Below are 17,702 nucleotides of genomic sequence, written 5' to 3' on the forward strand. Positions count from 1 at the left end.
GCCGTCAGCCACATCCAGATCCGACTGTATGGAGGGCGATGTGAGCCTGTGCACCGGAGCTGCCGCCTGCTCCAGGCATCTCCAGCCCGGTCGCGGTCACGCTTGCTGATCGGCTCCGGTTGCCGGGCCTGCTCATGGCATTCTGCCCCCGCGCGTGTAGCCAACCCACAACCGGCCGCCGGCTTGCCCGAGTACCTCGTCCACCACACCGATGAGGGGCTCGACCTGGCCCTCCAGCACCTCACGGACCGCCTGGTGCAGGCGCATGCTGAGCCCTGGTGCCGTGGTATCGAGGCGGCGTGCCAGCCACTTCCCGCCTCCGTTCCAGGACCCGCCGATGGCCAGTGCCAACTCGCCCGTTCTCCGCGCCAGTTCAGTGGCGATGAACAGCCGCTCGCCCTGGTCGGTGCTTCCCGAAAGATCATCGAGGAGGTCGGTGATCGCGTAGCGACGGTCATCGATTTCCTCGGCTGACACACTGGGTGGTCCCGCGGCGGTCAGCTTCCGGGCTTCGGCGGCGACACGCGCACCGACTCCGTCGGTGTCGAAGAGCAGCAGCCCGTCGGCGCACATCCAGAGCAGCGGTGACCGGCGCTTGCGTACTTCCCGCTCGACATACGCGTGCCAGGTCGTCTCGGTGTGCACGAACAGCTCCACCGGCCAGTCGCCGTGCCGGATGCTCGCCCGGTACGGGGCTGGGGCTCCATTGAGCAGCACGACGATGTCGAGGTCGGACATCGCTGTGCGGCGGCCCGTCACGACGCTGCCTCCCAGGAACGCCGCCCGGGCGTCAGGATGGTGTTCCTCGACAACGGCGCATGCGGAGTCAATCGCGTCCATGCCTCAACTATCGGCACCTTGTGCGCACCGCGCACGGGGTTTTGCGCCCGCGCCATCGATGGCGCCCAGGTGCTCTGTTCCTGTCGCCTGCCCTGTCGCCAGGGGGCCACCGCATTGGTTCGCCGAGGGCAGACAGGAAACATCCCGCGATGACTGTCATACCGCGCCACGGCATGTCAACGTACAACGCTCCGCTGGAAGATCTGCCCTGAGCCCATGGAGGCGCCCCTGCACCCGCACCACCCCACCGACCCTTCCCTCCCCTCCCCGACGGACCCGGTGTACTGGGTCACCCCGCGTCACCTCGCCGGTGACGACGGCGCTCTCGCCGAGCGGATCGGCGACATCCTGGCCGGCCTCGGCTGGCGCATGTGGCCCACGGCCCGCCACACCCTGCTGTACGTGAGCCCGGACGGGCTGCGCGGCGCCGAGTGGATCCTCGCGGCCTACCCGTTCGAGCTGGGCGGACTGCCCGTTGCCTGGCAGCTGAGTGCCCGCCCGCATGCCACGTCCGCGATGACGGAGTGGAACGCGTACTTCACCACCGGCGTCCCCTACGAGGTGCTCGCCGACCTCCTCCTGGCGATCGACGCACGTGAGACGCCCGACGTCGGCCTGGACGGGCCGGAGAGGGTCGTCGACGGGCTCAGCGCCCAAGGCTGGGTGCGCGACGTGGACCGGCCTTGGACCACCGCCATGGATCCCGGGTTCTCCGCCAGCGTGTCCCTGGAGATGCTGCCGCCGCTCATCCAGGACGCCGATCCTCGCCCTGACCTACTGGGCTGGCAAGCGTGGGCGGAACCCCTCCCTGGCGCCGCGTACCTGTGGTGCGCCAGCTTCAGCGCCAGTTTTCCTCATGATCTGGTCGCGGCGTTCGCCACATCGCTCGCCTCACCGGTTCCGGTATCCCGCCGCACGGTGCCCGAGAGCGCCGAGGGTCGGGTGACCGTCATCCGCCGTGGCTGACGACTTCTCCCGAGGAGCCTCTGTGGAGCGGCTTGCCGCCGTTCTCCCCGAGCGGCAGCGGGCCGGATACCTGAGGAGCGCTCCTCGCGCCCATCAATAGCAAGAGAGGGAGAAGGTCTTGTTCTTGTTCCGAAGCGTTGGCGAGAAACGTGCATTCGTGAAGTCCAGCGCGCGGGCAACGAGTTGCTCCAGAAGCTGCGGGCCACGCAGCCGTGGCCAGATGCTCCCACTCCGACCATCCGGCTCCGCCGGTGCCGGATGGGGTAGCGCACACCTTCCTGCCACCGGAGTTGCGGATACCGTCGCGCCAGGCGGCGGGGTTCATGATGCGCTGGCAGCAGCCGCTCGTCGTCGACGGCGAAGTTCGTACGCGTCCATGCAGCGGTGGGCACCGGGACTGGATCGTCTCGGCCTGCGCGACGACTCGGTGTGGCTGCGCTGCCGGTGCGGCCACGAGACGAAGGACCCCGGCCTGGACGCCGCCTGATACACCCGCAACTCCGGTCCGGTCGACCGGTTCCACTCCACCCTCGAAGAGAGCCTGCGTCACTTCGGCCGCTGAACGCCCGCCCACTGTGACGCTGTCGCCTTGGTACCCGTTTCACGGAATGCCGCGAACTACCAGCGGTGACGTGCGCTGCACCTAACCCCGTGTAGCTTGGGTGTGCCACAAGTTGTAGGCCAACTTGTAGTTCAACTTGAATCTGTGATCCGAGCGGCGCATCTCGCGAAGACGGCTCCCGGACACGGTCCGGCCTGGTCGTACCCAGACCGGACCATTGCCCGCGGAGCGGCGGTCGAGTCCGGCCGTCTAGTTCACGGCCGGACTCACCGCGTTACTTGCTCCACGAGAGCAACGACCGCCACGAGAAGGCTGAGTGCCGACAGGATTACCTGCCAGCGGTCCGGGCCAGGCCAGCGCTTCCCGGCCTTCCTGAACGATCGATCCCTCATTGCTGCCCCTCTCTTCCCAGGGCACCCCATGTTGGGGAGCTCCGACCGACCCGGCTGTCGGCCGGGACATCGCGGAGGGAGATGAGCAGCGCCATGAGCTTAGCTCCCTAACTGGCTACCCCGTGCGGTGACTTGGGCGCTGCTTGGCCCGTCGCGCAATATCGGCAGTACTTATGCGCGTACTAACCGGGAACCTCTCGGCATCCAGGGGTCGTTTTTGGCCTCTGGGCATCAGAGAGGCCGTCAGATGGGCACACAGCATTTGAGCGCGAGCAGACAAGGCGGCGAGAGTAGGCTCGCGATGCTGCCGAGATTTCGATGTGACGTCGGTCACGCGCCGAGTGATGGATGTCGCTGCCGCCGAGAGCGGGGCTGGGACTCGGGGGGTGTTGCAAGGCATATGCGTGCCTGAGCGGTCGACGCTGGTGTAGGTGCATGACGACGGGCCCGACCGGGAGAACCGGTCGGGCCCGTCGTGCAACGCGCAGCCGGTGTCGTCAGCGGCGTGGTCGGCTACGGACCCGTGCCGGGATCAGCGGCGCGGTGCGCGTGGTGCCGAAGGCGCTGCGATGTGCGGAGTCGCGGCCTGGCCGGCCGGGAGGCGGCTGGCCTGGGTGGGTTCCGGGGTCGACGGCGCGTAGGCGGGAAGGCCAGCCAGGTGACGCAGGCGCCAGACCAGGACGTCGCTGATGGAATCGGCGGTGCCCAGTTCCCTGCGGGCGGCGGCCTCGGCGAGTAGGGCCTGCGGGTTGTGGCCTGCCTTTGTGGCGTCGGCGAGGGTGGCAGCCAGGGCGTCCCAGCCGGGCTCGGCCAGGACGGTCTCGGCGAGCTCGGGCAGGGCGGCGCGCACGGTGGTGGCGTGGTGGTGGCGCAGGGACGGGGCGATACGGCGGCCACGTTCGCGCAGCACCGTGAGGGGTTCGGCGGCTGCCTGCTGGTAGGCGGCCCGCAGGTGCTCGGCGGCCCGGCGGGCGGCCTCGGCCTGCTGGGCGTGCTGACGCTGGGCGTGCCAGTGGGAGGCGGCGATGGCGAGGAAGATCAGCGTGTCCAGGACCATCGCGGTGCCGGCCCCGTCCTCGCCCCGGCCGAACGCGGGCCCGCCGTAGACAAGGTCGCGTGCCGCGCGACGCAGGTCCTGCGCGTGGCGGAACTCGGCTCGGGTGTGGGAGCGGGAGGCCCGCTCGAACTCCCAGGCCGCTTGGCGCAGTTCGTTGCGGGTGTGGAGGGCGGAGGTCTTGGCGAGGGCGTCGAGGACCTCGCCGGTGGCGGCGATCTGGGCGGCAGCCGCGCCGTCGTCGCCACTGTGGTCGAGGACGAGCAGTGCCGCCCAGGCCGCGTGGGCGGTGGTGCGCCGAGCCGCAGCGGGTGCCGAGGGCGCGGTAGGGCGTTCCGGCCGCTCGCTGTCGGCGGCCTCCGCTGGGACGGAGTCGGTGGTGAAGCGTTTCTGGATACGGGGCAGCGACAGGTCGGGGGCGAGGGTGGATCCGGCGTAGTAGATCGGCTCCTTGTCCTCGTTACGGTCGTCGGGCAAGGCGACCTTGTAGCCCTTCAGGTCACCGGAGGGCATGACCTTGACGCGGACGAGAAGCCCGGCGTCCTTGAGGCGGCCGAGGAACTCATCCGTGGAAGCGGCACCGGCCACCGCGCGGCGGACGGTCTCACGCAGTTCCTCGCGGGAGGCACGCTCCTTGCCCAGACGTTCGGCCTTGTGCCGCTCGGCGCTGGTGGTGCACTTGGCGGCAGTGCCGTCGCCGGGGGCGACGCGGTGGAGGCCGTAGTCGGCTTCGATGAGGCGCGCTTCGGCCTGGGCGCGTTTGCCGGAACGGTGATGGTCGGGGCGGCGGCCGTCTTCGCGTACGAGGGTGGCGACGATGTGGATGTGGTCGTCCGCGTGGCGGACGGCAGCCCAGCGGCAGCCCGCACCGTCGCCGGGGTCGATGCCGGTGGCCGCGACGATGCGGCGGGCGATGTCGGCCCACTGTTCGTCGGTCAGGATCGGGTCGTCGGGAGCGGCGCGCACCGAACAGTGCCACACGTGCTTCTCGGGTCGCTGGTCGGCGTCGAGCAGATGGAGGGGCTGGTCGAGGAGCTGCTTGAGGTCCTCCATCGTGGCCGAGGGGTCGCGGCCGGGGTCGGGCGCCATGTGGTCGAAGGAGGCGACCAGGTGGGGGTCGATGTGCTCCTCGTGCGTGCCCTTGCCGTAGAGGTAGCGGAGCAGGCCGAGGGTGCGGCTGCCCTGTTTGTGGATGCTGGGGATCAAGCCGCCTCACCTTCTTGCTCCTGGCGGTGGGTGACACGGTCGGCGGCCTTCTTGACGGCGTTGGCCGCGCGGTGGATGTCGGCGAGTACCTCCTTGAGGTGGGGTACATCGCTGCCGGAGTTGAGGGTCTTGGCCACCTGGTTGAGGTTACTGCCGGCCCAGCCGAGCTGACGGCGCATGGCGAACAGCTCGGTGAGCACATCGCGTTCGGTGGCAATGGTGGCGGCGGTGCGGGACTGGTCACGGGCGGCAGCCAGCGCGGAGTGGGCGAGGAAGCCGGCCAGACTCATGCCGACGGCATCGGCGCCGGCCTGGATGATGGCGTGCTCTCGATCGCTGAGGCGGACACTCTGGGCGGGACGCTGCTTCTTGTCGCGCGGACGCGCCTTCCCTCTGATCTTGGTCCGGCGCTTGCGGCCGGCCTTCCCTGGCTGCGATCCGCCCTCGGTCGCAGCCTTCCCGTCCGGCGCCCCCTGGCGCCGGACGGACCCCGCCACCCCCGGGGCGGGGTCGGGCTCGGGCGCTCCCCCTGCGGGGGAGTGTCCGAACCTCCAACTTGCTGTGCGGTTGTCTGGGGCGATGGGTGTCTCCTGCCAGTTGGTGTGTTCGTGGTGTCGGTCGTGCACGTGCGGCTCTCCGGGGGTGTGGTCGGTAGGGGGATGAGGCGCCGAGCGATGGCAGATGAGGCCAGCGGTCGGGGCGATTCGACGGTCGTGGGAGTTGCGGTAGCCGCAGTCAGGGCGGGGCTGTCGTTGCGAGGAGAGCAAGGGGGACCGGTCCCCAAAGCGCTGCGGTGCACGGTCCCCAGACGCTTGGGGACCGGGACACGAGGCTCATCGGGGACGGTCCCCCTGACACGCCGTCACGGGGACCGTCCCCCTTTCACTGCATGGTCCTGTCCCCAAGGGGACCGAACTGGCTGCTGTGGGGACGGTCCCCGTTGCTGTGGCCGTTCTGGGGACCGGCATGAAAGGCCCTCTGAGCTGCGGTTTCAAAGGGGACCGGTCCCCGGAAATCGTCGGCACGGTCCCCGGGACGCGGTCCCCGAGGTGCTCATCGGGACCGTTGTATGACCGGTTCGGGACCGACGGTCGTAGCCCCACGCAGCTGCCGCGAGGAGTGACGCCGAGCTGTGTCACGCAACTCGGTGTCGGTCCATCCGGGCAGCGGCGAGGTCGACGCGCGACGGGTGGGGAGTCGCACGTACGACATTGCCCCGGGCAGCTCCGTCAGGGCTCGCCCTCCGCTGACGGCACGGGGAGCCCACAGGCGCGTGGCACCAGTCGCAGCGGACACCGAGCGTATCGGGGACACCGTCGGCTACGGCTGCCTCGCGCGCGGCGCGGGTCGGGCGGTAGCGGGCCAGCTCGGTGCGTACGGCCGGCGGGATGCACGACCCGATCTCGCGCAGCCGCTCCTCGACGTCGCGAGGCTGGCCACCGCTGGTGATCTGGTGGTGTGTCGAAGGGGCGGCAATGCCGGCGGCGACCGCGTTCCGGGACCGGAGCAGCTCGGCACGCCAGGCAGTCGGATCGTCGGGGTCGGCGGCCGGGGTGGGGTCGGTGTGCCGGTCGAGGCGGTCGCGTCGGTGGGCACGCCATCTGCGGGCGACGTCCACGGGCAGGATCGGGTACGGGGAGTCGAGGACGTGCGACCGTATCGCCTGGCGGACGTCCCAGCCGTGGTCGGTGGCGAAGGGCACGTCAGCGAGCAGATCCTGCCACTGGGCGATCTGGTCACGTGCGTCGCCCGTGCCGGTGCGGACGGTGCGGGGGTCGAGGTGCCCGATGTAGGCGAGGACGGCGGCGACTTCGCGTCGGTCCAAAGACGGGTTACTCCGTTCCAGTCGGCTCGTCGAGGGCGGCGAGCAGGGCGGCCATGTGCGCCTCGGATCGCGTCATGCCGGTGGTCGGGGCGGGGGTACCGCCGGGCAGGGCGTAGAGGTTCGGGCGACCAGGGGCGGGGGTGTGTTCCCGGGCGATCCACGCGCGCCAGTCGGCGGCCCACGCGTCGGCGGTGCGGGGCGCCCACGAGCTCCGGTAGGTGCGCCACTTCTCGTCGGCGGTGTGCAGGGCGTTTTCGCCGAGTCGGTCGAGGTGGCCGTGCTGCTGCAGCCAGGCACGGGCGTTGTCGTCGATCTGCCACTCGATGGCGGAGATGAGTGGGGCAGAGCTGCTGCTCTTACCGTTCACCTTCGGTTCTCTTCTGTTCTGGGGGTCGGAATCTGCACCCCCTTCGGGTCGGAATCCGTACTCCCTGAGGGCCGGATGCCGTTCCCCGGGGCCGGAATCCGGCCCCTCTTCAAAGGGGTTAGCAGGGTCGGATTCTGGCCCCCAGGGGGTCGAAATCTGATCCCCTGGGAGGGGCGGATTCCGATCCCCCTCCCTGGCTTGTTCGGCAAGGTAGAGGGCGGCGATCGGGAGGCAGTAGTAGGTCTCTCCGCGTGGTCCCTTGCGGTCGGGGAACTGCACCAGTTCACCGTCGGCGATCAGTTTCGCCAGGGCGTCGCGCACGGCGGTGCGGGAGGCGTTGGCGCGTTTCATCAGGGTGGGCACGGACGCATACGCGACGCAGTGCCGGTCGCGGCACCGGTCGGCGATCAGGGCGAGGACCATGCGGGCGGTGCCCTTGCTGTGGCTGTGGTCCCACACCCATTCACGGGCGTCGTAGCTCATCGGGCGGCGGCTCCTAGGTCAGGGCGTGGAGGTGCAGTGAGCCCTTGTCGGGCGATGCACGGGGGAGGGGTGGTGGCGTCGTATAGCCAAGACAGCCACATCCATGCCGCACAAGTCCAGCATTCCGTCAGGAAATCAGACAGCCGACGGCGAACGGATGCTGCGCGGCATCACCAAAACCATAAACCCGAATCGGCCGTTGCGGAAATAGTGCACCGTTAGATGAAGCCAGAAGCATCACGTCGAGAACCCATTGACTCCGCTGCGAGCGCAAGCTACAACACAACACCCCACGTCAGAGCATGCCTTCGAGCTGGCGAAGACACGGCCGACCGGACACTCGGAACCCAGCCGAGAGGTAAGCCCCAGCCGTTCGCCGGGCGCAACATAGCCGACGATCGCCGGTTAACCAAACCGGCGAATGGAAGCTACAAATGGAGTCATGGCAGCACGATCCCTGGAAATCGGACCGGCCGGAATACGGACCGCCCGCACTATCGAAATCCTCCGCACCGAACGCGGCCTCGCCCAGCGCGAGCTCGCCGCCCGCGTCAGCGCCCTCGGCCGTCCGATGACCAACACGATGCTGTCCCGCATCGAACGCGCCCAACGCCGCTGCGACATCGACGACCTCGTCGCCCTCGCCCAAGCCCTCCTTGTCTCGCCCCTCGTGCTGCTGCAGGAGGCCGAGGGCCCCGTGACGAGTTTCGTTCAGCGCCGCTGACCGAGTACGCCCACCACAGAGTTAGGAACCCACCCCTCTTGCGCCACACCGCAACACCCCCTGCTCTCACACGCCCGCTTCCCCGCACCGAGGGCAAAGCAGCCTTGCCCCGCCTCTACCGCCCCGAGGAGATCGCCGAGACGCTCGGCTGCTCTGTCTGGTGGGTCAAGGACCGGGCGCGCAGGCGCCTGATACCGCACACGCGGGTCGGTCGCGCATACCGCTTCACCGCCGGACACCTCGCCGAGATCATCCGCATCCACGAAGAGCCGGCCACGTGGTCCGCGCAGCGCACCCATCCCCGGACACCTCAGCCTGCGCCGACAACTACGTCATCGCGTACGGGGCGACTGCCCCAGCCCCCGATGCCCTCCGCGCAACGCCTCCAGGCCCGACCGCCCCGCAGGTCCCAGTACGGCACTGCGGCCTAGCACGACACAGCAGACCACAGGAAGGAGGGAGCACGAGGCATGGGATTCGCCGAGAAACGCGGCAGTTACTGGCGCGGCAGGTACAAGGTCAGCGAAGGCAAGTACGGCACCGTCGCCGACCCGACGGGTGTGGTGGTCAAGTTCGCCACGAAGCGCGAGGCGAAGCAGGCCGCAGACGAGGAAGAGGCCAGGGTCCGGCGCGGCACCTGGCGCGACCCTGCCGCCGGACAGGAGACCTTCGGCGAGTACGCCAGCCGCTGGTACGACGCCCAGGACCTGGCCGCATCCACCATGCAGAACTACCGGCGCCACATCGAGGAGCACCTGCTCCCCGAGTTCCAGGACAAGGCCCTCGCTGGCATCCTCCGCACAGACGTGGACACCTGGGAGAAGCGGGAGAAGTCCGTCTACGCCGCATCCAGCGTCAAGACCTGGCGCTCGACGCTCCACCTCATCCTGGCCGACGCCGTGGACGAGGGCCTAATCGCCGCCAACCCGGCCACCAAACGACGCGGACGCGGTAAGCGCGCCGGCCGTTCCCGTGACCGGGGACCTGAGAAGGTGATCACCGATCCGCTCGGTCTGCTGCTCATCGCCGAACGCGCGGCCCTGCTGTCTGGGCGCGACGACGAGTTCGTCGCCGTGATCCTCAAGGGATACACGGGCATGCGGTGGGGCGAAATCGTCGGCCTGGAAACAGAGTTCGCGCGACCGTACGCCGTACGGGTGGAGTATCAGCTGTACGAACTGGACTCGGGCGAGCTGATCCGCTGCCCGCCCAAGGACGACAGCTACCGCACCATCGACGCGACGGACTGGCTGTCGGCCCTGGTCGCCCACCACATCGCCCGTACGAAGCCGACGCCGTGCGCCTGCCACGGCAAGAGGTACGTGTTCCGTGGCCAGGGCACCGCTCGCACCGGTGGGCACGCGGGCGCAAAGCTCGTGGACGTCGCTCGCCGCGCGGAAGTTTCCAGCGGTACCGTGTCCAATTTCCTCAACCACCCCGAGCGGGTACGGGAGGACACCCGCGTACGTGTTGAACGCGCCATAGCCGAGCTGAAGTTCGTCCGAGGCGGCGTCCCGACGGAGAACGCCGCCCACTGGCGCCGCAACGGCTTCGCCACCTGGCTGTTCGCGCCGGCCACCTCCGGGTGGTACCCGAAGAAGGCACCTCAGGAGGCCCGCCCGGTCCCGGTGCTCGGCGAGCCGTGGCCCGGTGTCCCGGTCCGCGGCCGCAACGCCCAAGGCCGGGCCGACGCCTGCTGGCTGCCGGTTGCCAGAGGGCTCACCCCGCACGGCCTGCGCCACTCCCACCGCACGCACATGGAGGATCTCGGCACCGAGAAGGTGCTGATGGACGAGCGTATGGGCCACATCGACGGCTCGGTCTCGGCCCGCTACGCCCACGTGACCCCCGGCATGCGCGAGCGTCTCAAGGTCGGCCTGACTGAGCAGTGGGAGGCAGCGCTCGATGCCCGGCGGGGCCTGCATCCGCGCTCACCGGTCGCCGTACTCGATCGGCTGCTGCGCGCTCGCGCCACGACGATGGCCTGATGGTCGGGAGACGGCATCCGGTTACCTCGAATGGTGCGTGGCGGTGAGCCGGTCATCGAAGGAACCCGGATTCCCGCTGCCGAGGTAGCAGCCCTGGTCAGGGACGGTGTACCCCCGGACCGGGGCAGCGGCTTCTATCCAGGGGCTAGTGCAGCGCGTCGCAGGTTAACTGCTGGTCGGGATCGTGTGATTCAGCCACCTGGTGTAGTCGGCGAGGTGGATGAGGGCGGCGGTGGCCAAGACGTGGAGGAGCCCCAATGGTTCGACCAGGCCGCATGCCCCTCACCCACCGTCACCGCCAGCTGGAAGGGACTTGCGGCGCGCTGTAGCGCCAGGTCTGCGCGTGGCAATGACTTCGGGACTCAGACGAGCGACTTGATGGTTTTGTCCGCGTACCGCAGCGTCTCGTCGATGGCCTTGTCCATCTCGGGCAAAGCGTCGGGCTCTGCAGTGAGGAGAGCGCTGACGTTGATGCTGCTCACGGCGAGGAGACATCCCGCCACGGTCAGGAACTCCTTGTACCGTTCCTGCCCCTCATGCCCGAGCGATTCCCAGTCCCGGGGCTCCGGCGGCAGACTTACCCTCCATTTCTCAAGGGCGTGGGTGCCGTGGACGCTGACGTACTCCATGATGGCCGGGGCACGATCAAGTACGTCGATCATCGCGTCGAAGCCTTGCTGTGACTGATCCAGAGCCGCCTCCGCAGCCTCTACCTCAGTTCGGAGACGCTCCTCCTCCTTCTTGTTCCGGCGTTGCCTCAAGACGTAGAAGCCAGCGGCCGCCAGGGCTGCCGCCGGGGCGGCGACCATGCCTGTGAGCAGCAGAGTTCCACCAGCCATGCCCGCACCGCCTGCAGCCAGCGTGCCTCCTCCCAGGAGGGCCAGAGTCGCGTTGGTCGCGGCGACCCCGGACAGCGTCGAAATAGCTGCTCCAGTGGAGGCGGTCCCGAACAACGCGGCGGCAGTGAACGCACCGTAGGCCGCGGCGCCGCCGGCTGCTACCCCGGCCGCACCTCCAGCGGCGGCACCGCGGATCGCGTTGGCGATCCCGACGGACATGGCCTCGATGCGTATCGCGGTAGGCATCTCGCCCGTGCGCTCGATCTCCTCCTCACTCGGCCTCTCTGGCTCGGGCGCCCCGCCGATGCTTTCGGCCAGCTCCACAAACCTGAGGAAAAACTCGTCACGGGCAACATCATGGACATGGTTGAAGGCTTCCCCGTGTTCTTGGGTGATCTTCGACCGCTGGGCCGCCTTCTCGTTGATCTCGGCGTGACGTCTTTTCGTCTCTGCGACTTGGTCGCGCAACTTCACCGGCCGCTGGCCCCGCTGCCGAGCGAGAGACCTGGTTCGGTCCTCCGCCTCCTGCTTGAGTTGCTCGGGTGTCAGTTGGAACGCGAGGGCGATGGCGGCCAGACGGTGCTCCCCGGGGCTTACGAGCCCACGCTCGATCCGGGAGATCGAGACCGCGCCACCCTTCCCGTAATCGGCCCGCTCAGCCAACTCTTCCTGGGTCATAGAGGGACTCTGGGCCTGGCGGTGCTCGCGGATCACGAGACCCATCGCCTCTGCGCTGAAGTCATTCATCGGTTCCGGTCCCTTTGGCCAGCGGGCTGTGGCGACGCCAGGAGGACTGAGCCTCACGTGCTAGCGCACCACCGGAGCGAAGAGCCTGGGCGCTGTCCTCCGCGAACCGCTTGGCCGCCTTGACAACGGCCGGGTCACGACGGACTTCGTCGGCGGCGTGGATCCGGGCGGCAGCGAGGGCCAGGTGGTCGAGGTTGAGGCGAGACATGGCAGTGGACCTTTCGTCGCTGATGGTGCTTGCGCGTGTGCAACATAGCGTCACTTAGTGTGTGGTGTCCGCACTATGGCGACATTGACGGCAACGGCGACACGCTCAGCTTCTGGGACCGCCTGAGTCGCAGGGGCTGGCGCAGCGCGTCGCAGGTTCTTCGGCGGTTGCCTGTGACGGTGGGTGAGAGTCATACGGCTCGGTCGAAGGCGTCGGGGCGGCACGGGTGTTGAGTGTGGCGTTCGAGGTAGCGGGCGTGTTCGGCGTCGGCGTCATAGCGCCACCGGTAGGCGCGGGCCGTTCGTTTGTAGCGGACGGTGTAAGCGGTGATCTGTGTTTTCGATCGTCGCGGGAGGCGAAGCCGGAGTACGGCCTGTACGTCGGCTTCGTTGCCGACATCAGCCGGGCCGACTGCCTGGCTCAATGCGTAGTACTCGTGATTGAGCGGATTCCTCCCCGTCGTGCGGCATATCCCTGCCAGGATCGGACGCGTGACATACGTAGTGACTGTGGACGCCCACATCCCGGAGGGCACTCCGGAGATGGACCCACTTCAGCGCACTGGCGCCGTGGCGCTCATCGAGGACGGATTCGACTCGGTCGGGGCTATCGAGGGACCCGACGGCATGGAAGTCGATCTCCTCGACAGCATCGTGGCCGTCTACCCGGGCGGAGCGCTTCTGAAGGTTTTCGTGGATGCTCCGGCTCTGGAGTTCGCCGAGGAGGCCGTGCGCTCGGTCGTGGGTGAACTGCTGGAACGGTCCGAGCTGTTGGCTGACTGGCAGATCGAGCGATGTGAGGTCGAACTGCACCCGGAGCTCGCCCAGGAGAGTCTCGCCGCCGCCGACGGTCCCGATGCCCCGCCCGATGATGTGGCAGACCGTAAGGCTCGGCATACCGAGCGCCTCACGGCCGAGGACGACAGCGAGGGCTACGACGCCGAGGCGAAAGCTGAGGCGGTACGCGGCCAGATGCTGGCACTGGCAGATGAACTACGTTCCTTCTCGCCCGTGATATTCGGCGTCCTGGACGACGAAGACGACGAGGAGGAAGACGGCGACACCGAGTTCGCTGTCTCGCCGGAGGACGCCAAACTCGCTGCCGGTGCCTTGGTGTACGCGACGGACATCCTGGTGGACGAGCTGTTCCAAGACGTGCAGACTCTGACGGAGGAGGACACCACCGCTGCGGAATGCGACGGTCCCCTGTGGCACTTCGAGGACCTTCCCGAGCGGTACGCCCTCCAGTACGACGCCCGTTTCGCCCGCCGCTTCCTTGTGACGGTGATCGCCATGACCACCCGCTTCACGGATGGCAGCTTCCAGCAGCTGAGCTGCGTCGCCGAGGAGCTCGCGCTGAAGCTGTTGTTGAACGAGACGAACGTGAGCCTGGAGACTTTCGGGCTGCTCGACGACGGTGTCTCGGCCGCGCTCGACTCGTTCGCCGACAACGTCTACGAGGACATGGACCACGAGTGGCTCTATGACGACTCCATGGACGGCATCGACGAGAGCGCCGTCGGAGCGGCTCTTGGTGTCGCGCCGATGGCGTTCAAGGCGTGGTTCACTCCGTTCAACGAGGGAAGGTACGTCCATCCGTCCGCGGCTGATGAGCCAGAGGGGGCGGCGCAGTGAGTTGTCCCGCTTCCTGAGGCTCCTTACGCAGGCTGGTTCTGCCGGAGCGACGGGCCCGACAGTAGAAACGAGCTGCTGTTTCGCTCACAGGTCGAATAGTGCGTCGCCCGCGTCCGATGTCGCCTTCAGTGCCTTGGTCGCCTCTGTGGGCACGGGAAGGACGCCCGCCGTGGTCAGATCTGCCACCGTGATCAGTTGGCCCGCGCACACCTCATTGAAGAGGTCGGCCTGTGCCGGCCCCCCCTGCACGAGCAGGCCGAGGACGTTCAGCAGCTCCAGCAGTTCCGTGGTCCATGAGGGAAGCCAGCGCCGAGCGAACTCATGGTCCAGTTCGAGGCGTCGCTTGCCGGCGGGGTTCCTTCGGCGGTAGCCAAACCACTTGTCGAGAACGTTCATCCCGGACACTTCGTATTCCCGGACCGCGAGAGGCACCGGACTGATCCGTCCACTGCCGACCCACAGGTCCTGTGTCACGGGGTCGTACGCCAACTTCTCCGGCATGGCTTCCGTATCGTCCGGAATCTCCGCGACGCATCGGGGGCGGTCGCGTGGCAGCAATACCCTGCCGTACGGCCTCCCGGCTGTCTCGTCGGCATACCGCTCGCCGTAGGTGTGCAGCCACAGGACCCGCTGGCCGATGGCAACCGCCTGCTCCCACAGACAGAGGTCAGCGGTGAGGGGTATGCGCGGGCCAGGGACTTCGAGGTCTTCCTGGAATCGGGCCGTGTACTCCGGATGGGACGCGAGTGCGGCAATGTAGGCCAGGAGGTCTTCAGCGACGACCGGTACTCCGAACCGCCTGGCGAGCAGGGGGAGTAGACCGGGCGTGACGTTGGGCAGCGTGCCGGCGGCGTTGCGGTAGAGAGGACGGGCGCAACCGCTGCGGTTGTTGAAGTAGTGCATGTCGGGAATGAGGGCACTGAAGACCAGCGCCGGCCCGTTGACCAGCGGGTGGGCATTCTGCTCGATGGTGTAGACCTGTCGGTCGCTCCGGACTCGCCAGAGGTCTGCTCTGCCGCGTTCCATCAATCGGCTGTCCGGCAGGACGTACTGCCGGTCGAACGACCGGAATCCTATGCGCACCGTTTGAGTGTTTGTCCTGTGCTCGGTGGCGAGCGTTGTCCGTCCATGCGATTCCACCCCAGGCAGGGGCGGGACACTGTCATCGGGCGTTCGCTCTCCCGAGTCTCCGAGCATCTTGGCGCGCCTCTCGGTGTCCGCAGCGACGAAGCGCCGCCACCGTTCATGGAGCGTGTCCTCGTCCGGCGCATAGACCCACATGCGCCCCGGAGTGACGCCACGTGACGACCACGGCATCAGATCTCTCAGCTGCGGGCAGGACTCCCACAGGTCGCTGCCGGGCGGCAGGAAAGCATCCGTCTTGCCCGTGGCGCACTCGCGCCATTCGGAGTCGTCGAGCCTGAGGGCCGCCAGACGTTCGATCTTCTCGTCGCGGCGCCCGGCGACCTTGAGGTGCCTTACTTTTGCGGTCTGCTGCGCTGTCCGCGGCCTGGGGCTGTTCCGCCATCGTACGAAGATCGCGATGCACAGCTCCTGCGCGACCTCGGGGAATATGCGGGTCGCGACATCAGCTCGGTGGCCCTCCGGCGACAGGTCGATGATCCAGCCCTCGTCGGCGGTTTCACGCAGATAGCGCCGCATTCCGGCGAACGCCCGCCCTTTGAGCCATGCCTTAGGAGTGATCAGCGCGACCACGCCGAAAGGTACGTCGTCGTGTGCGTCGAAGACCTTCCAGGTGGCCCAGCGCCAGAAGTAGACGTAGAGGTTGGCGATCTTCGACTCGTACCTGCCGTTACCGGGTTGCCGGAAGGCCCCCAGCGGGGCAGGGATGTCCGCCTCGGGTTCCCCTCGCTCCACCCACTTGCCCGCACCCCGTTTCACGGCGTCGTGGGGCGGGTTGCCCATGACGACCATGACACGCTCGTCTCTCTTTACCTGGTTGGCCTGGCGGCGGGATTCTGCGAGTGCTCGGTAGGTGTGGGGGATCCAGTTGAACTCAGCTGTCGGGCTGTCCAGGGCATCGGCCACCAACAGCCTGAGTCCCTGGGCGGGGGCCGCGGACCCGTACTTCTTGAGCATGGCGTGCATGCGCAGTTCTGCGACGGCGAACGGGCCGACCTGCATCTCGAAACCGACCAGTCGACGCCCCACCATCTCTCGCAGGCGAGGGCCCACCGCGCCTGGTCCCTCTTCTTCAGCGATGGTCTCGGCAGCGAGCTCCAGTGCCGACAGCAGGAAGGTGCCGGTGCCCATGGCCGGATCGACAAGGACCACATCAGGGGAGGCGAAGCCGGAAGGAATATGGAAGCCCTCCCGCCTCAGGACGTCCTCGACCAGCCGGGCCATGGCCGAGACGACGCCATGTGGTGTGTAGTACGAGCCTGTACGTATCCGCAGCTCAGGGTCGTAAATCTGAAGGAAGTGTTCGTAGAGCAGGAAGTAGGCATCGCCTGTTCCGTCGTCCAGCACGTCCCATCTGACCGCCCCGATGACACGGAGCAGTGTGTTGAGCGTGGTGGAGAGTCCCGCGACCGAGTCTCCGGCGAGGACATCCAGCGCCTGGCCCATAAGTGAGTGCTTCTTGCCCAGCTTCGTGGCGATACTGTGCATGGTCTCGCCCTCGAAGGTGATCTCCTCCACCCGAGCGAGCAGAAGCGCGAACACGACGGCTTGACCGTACTGTTCGATGAATTCGGCGTCGGTCGCCTCCGGGAACAGCAAGTGTCGCCAGTCCTTGGCCAGCTTTGTAAAGGCTGGCAGACGGCGTCGGCTCTTTTCCTGCGCGATCGCCTCACCGACCTCTTCCGACAGCAGTTGGCACAGTCCTGCGACTGCTCGGATGAGCTGGCTCGTGGTGCGGGGCGTCTGCGGCTCCCAGGTCAGGAAGTCGTACAACACCCGCGCAAGCGCCCCGTCGGCGGGAGCAAGCCGGGCGCCGGAGGTGAGGACCGAGCCGCGCAGGTAGGCCACTTCTCCAACCTGTTGGCCCTGCTGGTGGACAGAAAACTCGTTGCCGTCACAGAGCAGTACGTTGTTGAGCAGCCGTAGTTTCGCCCACTGCCCGGCGTTGCGGCCTGTGTAGACGGACGGGTCGGCCTGGGTGCCCGGCTTCTTGAGCTCGATGTAACCGACGAGAGCGCCGCCGACCTCAACCGCATAGTCAGGGCGGGCTCCCATGTCGACGAGCGGTACCTCGCCGATGAGGGTGACGCCCAGACCGAGGCCACGGCATACAGACCGGATCATGTTCTCCAGCGGTCCCCGGAGCTGGTCCTCCTGCCACCCGCTGCCTCTCAGCTTCGGCGTGACCTCCGCTCCAAACGCGGACACAGCGGCCTGGACTGCCTGTTCGAAGCTGTCATGGATCCTGCGTCGGGCACTCATACCGCCCCATCCCCCAAGGCGGGCAGATCCGGCCGACGTCAGGTCGGTGCGGCTATCTGCCGCACCTTGCTCCCGTCGGGGTCGGACTTCATTCCGGCCCTCGCTGTTCCATGACCGTAGGAGGGGAGCGCGGGGCGCAAGGAGGGTGCATGCGAGGGCGCATGGAGGCGCGTATCCGCGCAATATGCGCCGATGCCGGACTGGCACTGAGGCGTTGGATGCGCCCGGTCAAGACGTCGCGAGGCGGCGGGCGGTTGTCCAGGGAGGTCGTCTGGTGTTCAGCCGGATTGCCGAGACGAATCAGAAGCACGACTCCCGAGCGCATGGCGCCCAGTTCACGAACGCGCACATGAGAGGGGTGTAGGGATGTGGTGGTCAGGTGGGTGCGGCTGCTGCTCGCTGGGAGACCCGGACCAAGATCTTCTCCCAGATTTCTCCCAAGCCATCTCCAGGAACGACTCA

At 67.8% G+C, this 17,702-nt stretch carries 12 protein-coding genes and 1 pseudogene; 6 read left to right on the plus strand and 7 right to left on the minus strand.

Going from position 1 to position 17,702, the window contains the following annotated elements:
* Positions 1-132: 132 nt before the first annotated feature.
* On the minus strand, positions 133-840 hold the full coding sequence (locus F9278_RS27015; RefSeq protein ID WP_152170625.1) for a nucleotidyltransferase domain-containing protein: 708 nt from the start codon (positions 838-840) through the stop codon (positions 133-135).
* A gap of 216 nt (positions 841-1,056) precedes the next feature.
* Here F9278_RS27015 and F9278_RS27020 point away from each other — a divergent pair, with 216 nt between their 5' ends.
* The gene (locus tag F9278_RS27020) at positions 1,057-1,806 is read left to right on the plus strand and encodes a DUF317 domain-containing protein (RefSeq protein ID WP_152170626.1); all 750 of its coding nucleotides are present in this window, start codon (positions 1,057-1,059) and stop codon (positions 1,804-1,806) included.
* A gap of 1,486 nt (positions 1,807-3,292) precedes the next feature.
* Here the strand turns inward: F9278_RS27020 and F9278_RS27030 are convergent.
* The 4 genes from F9278_RS27030 to F9278_RS27045 all read right to left on the minus strand — a co-directional run bounded on the left by F9278_RS27030 (position 3,293) and on the right by F9278_RS27045 (position 7,695).
* On the minus strand, positions 3,293-5,020 hold the full coding sequence (locus F9278_RS27030) for a relaxase/mobilization nuclease domain-containing protein (RefSeq protein ID WP_152170627.1): 1,728 nt from the start codon (positions 5,018-5,020) through the stop codon (positions 3,293-3,295).
* Positions 5,017-5,646: a plasmid mobilization protein gene (locus tag F9278_RS48805; RefSeq protein WP_404818948.1), complete on the minus strand. Its 630-nt coding sequence runs from the start codon at positions 5,644-5,646 to the stop codon at positions 5,017-5,019. Before F9278_RS48805 ends, F9278_RS27030 begins: the two co-directional genes overlap by 4 nt.
* 509 nt (positions 5,647-6,155) lie before the next feature.
* Positions 6,156-6,845 carry a zinc finger domain-containing protein gene (locus F9278_RS27040; RefSeq protein WP_152170629.1) on the minus strand — a complete coding sequence of 230 codons (690 nt, stop codon included), beginning with the start codon at positions 6,843-6,845 and terminating at the stop codon, positions 6,156-6,158.
* 7 nt (positions 6,846-6,852) lie between these two features.
* Positions 6,853-7,695 (minus strand): helix-turn-helix domain-containing protein, encoded by an 843-nt coding sequence (locus tag F9278_RS27045; protein WP_152170630.1) that lies wholly within the window; start codon positions 7,693-7,695, stop codon positions 6,853-6,855.
* A gap of 442 nt (positions 7,696-8,137) precedes the next feature.
* Between F9278_RS27045 and F9278_RS27050 the strand changes: the two genes are divergently transcribed.
* From F9278_RS27050 to F9278_RS27065, 4 genes and pseudogenes are all read left to right on the plus strand, one after another.
* The gene (locus tag F9278_RS27050) at positions 8,138-8,419 is read left to right on the plus strand and encodes a helix-turn-helix domain-containing protein (protein ID WP_152170631.1); all 282 of its coding nucleotides are present in this window, start codon (positions 8,138-8,140) and stop codon (positions 8,417-8,419) included.
* A 104-nt stretch (positions 8,420-8,523) separates the two neighbouring features.
* Positions 8,524-8,850 (plus strand): helix-turn-helix domain-containing protein, encoded by a 327-nt coding sequence (locus F9278_RS47425; protein ID WP_079103748.1) that lies wholly within the window; start codon positions 8,524-8,526, stop codon positions 8,848-8,850.
* 39 nt (positions 8,851-8,889) lie between these two features.
* Positions 8,890-10,407 (plus strand): LacI family DNA-binding transcriptional regulator, encoded by a 1,518-nt coding sequence (locus tag F9278_RS27060; RefSeq protein ID WP_152170632.1) that lies wholly within the window; start codon positions 8,890-8,892, stop codon positions 10,405-10,407.
* A gap of 30 nt (positions 10,408-10,437) precedes the next feature.
* A pseudogene (locus F9278_RS27065) lies at positions 10,438-10,533 on the plus strand (DUF433 domain-containing protein); the annotation flags it as partial.
* A gap of 236 nt (positions 10,534-10,769) precedes the next feature.
* Here F9278_RS27065 and F9278_RS27070 read toward each other — a convergent pair.
* Complete coding sequence (locus F9278_RS27070) at positions 10,770-11,993, minus strand: helix-turn-helix domain-containing protein (RefSeq protein ID WP_193241653.1); 1,224 nt, start codon at positions 11,991-11,993, stop codon at positions 10,770-10,772.
* Positions 11,994-12,692: 699 nt separating this feature from the next.
* Between F9278_RS27070 and F9278_RS27080 the strand changes: the two genes are divergently transcribed.
* Positions 12,693-13,835 (plus strand): hypothetical protein, encoded by a 1,143-nt coding sequence (locus F9278_RS27080; RefSeq protein ID WP_152170633.1) that lies wholly within the window; start codon positions 12,693-12,695, stop codon positions 13,833-13,835.
* 84 nt (positions 13,836-13,919) lie between these two features.
* On the opposite strand, the gene F9278_RS27085 is transcribed toward F9278_RS27080, so the two are convergent.
* A complete protein-coding gene (locus tag F9278_RS27085; RefSeq protein ID WP_152170634.1) occupies positions 13,920-17,240 on the minus strand; it encodes a type ISP restriction/modification enzyme in 3,321 nt (1,106 codons plus the stop codon).
* Between the last annotated feature and the right edge of the window lie 462 nt (positions 17,241-17,702).

It is taken from the genome of Streptomyces phaeolivaceus (assembly GCF_009184865.1).
GTDB lineage: Bacteria > Actinomycetota > Actinomycetes > Streptomycetales > Streptomycetaceae > Streptomyces > Streptomyces phaeolivaceus.

What these genes read in the sequence shown, in the direction of transcription:
- F9278_RS27015 (WP_152170625.1), bottom strand. Translation starts at nt 840, where the DNA reads ATGGACGCGATTGACTCCGCATGCGCCGTTGTCGAGGAACACCATCCT.
- F9278_RS27020 (WP_152170626.1), top strand. Translation starts at nt 1,057, where the DNA reads ATGGAGGCGCCCCTGCACCCGCACCACCCCACCGACCCTTCCCTCCCC.
- F9278_RS27045 (WP_152170630.1), bottom strand. Translation starts at nt 7,695, where the DNA reads ATGAGCTACGACGCCCGTGAATGGGTGTGGGACCACAGCCACAGCAAG.
- F9278_RS27050 (WP_152170631.1), top strand. Translation starts at nt 8,138, where the DNA reads ATGGCAGCACGATCCCTGGAAATCGGACCGGCCGGAATACGGACCGCC.
- F9278_RS27060 (WP_152170632.1), top strand. Translation starts at nt 8,890, where the DNA reads ATGGGATTCGCCGAGAAACGCGGCAGTTACTGGCGCGGCAGGTACAAG.
- F9278_RS27070 (WP_193241653.1), bottom strand. Translation starts at nt 11,993, where the DNA reads ATGAATGACTTCAGCGCAGAGGCGATGGGTCTCGTGATCCGCGAGCAC.
- F9278_RS27085 (WP_152170634.1), bottom strand. Translation starts at nt 17,240, where the DNA reads ATGAGTGCCCGACGCAGGATCCATGACAGCTTCGAACAGGCAGTCCAG.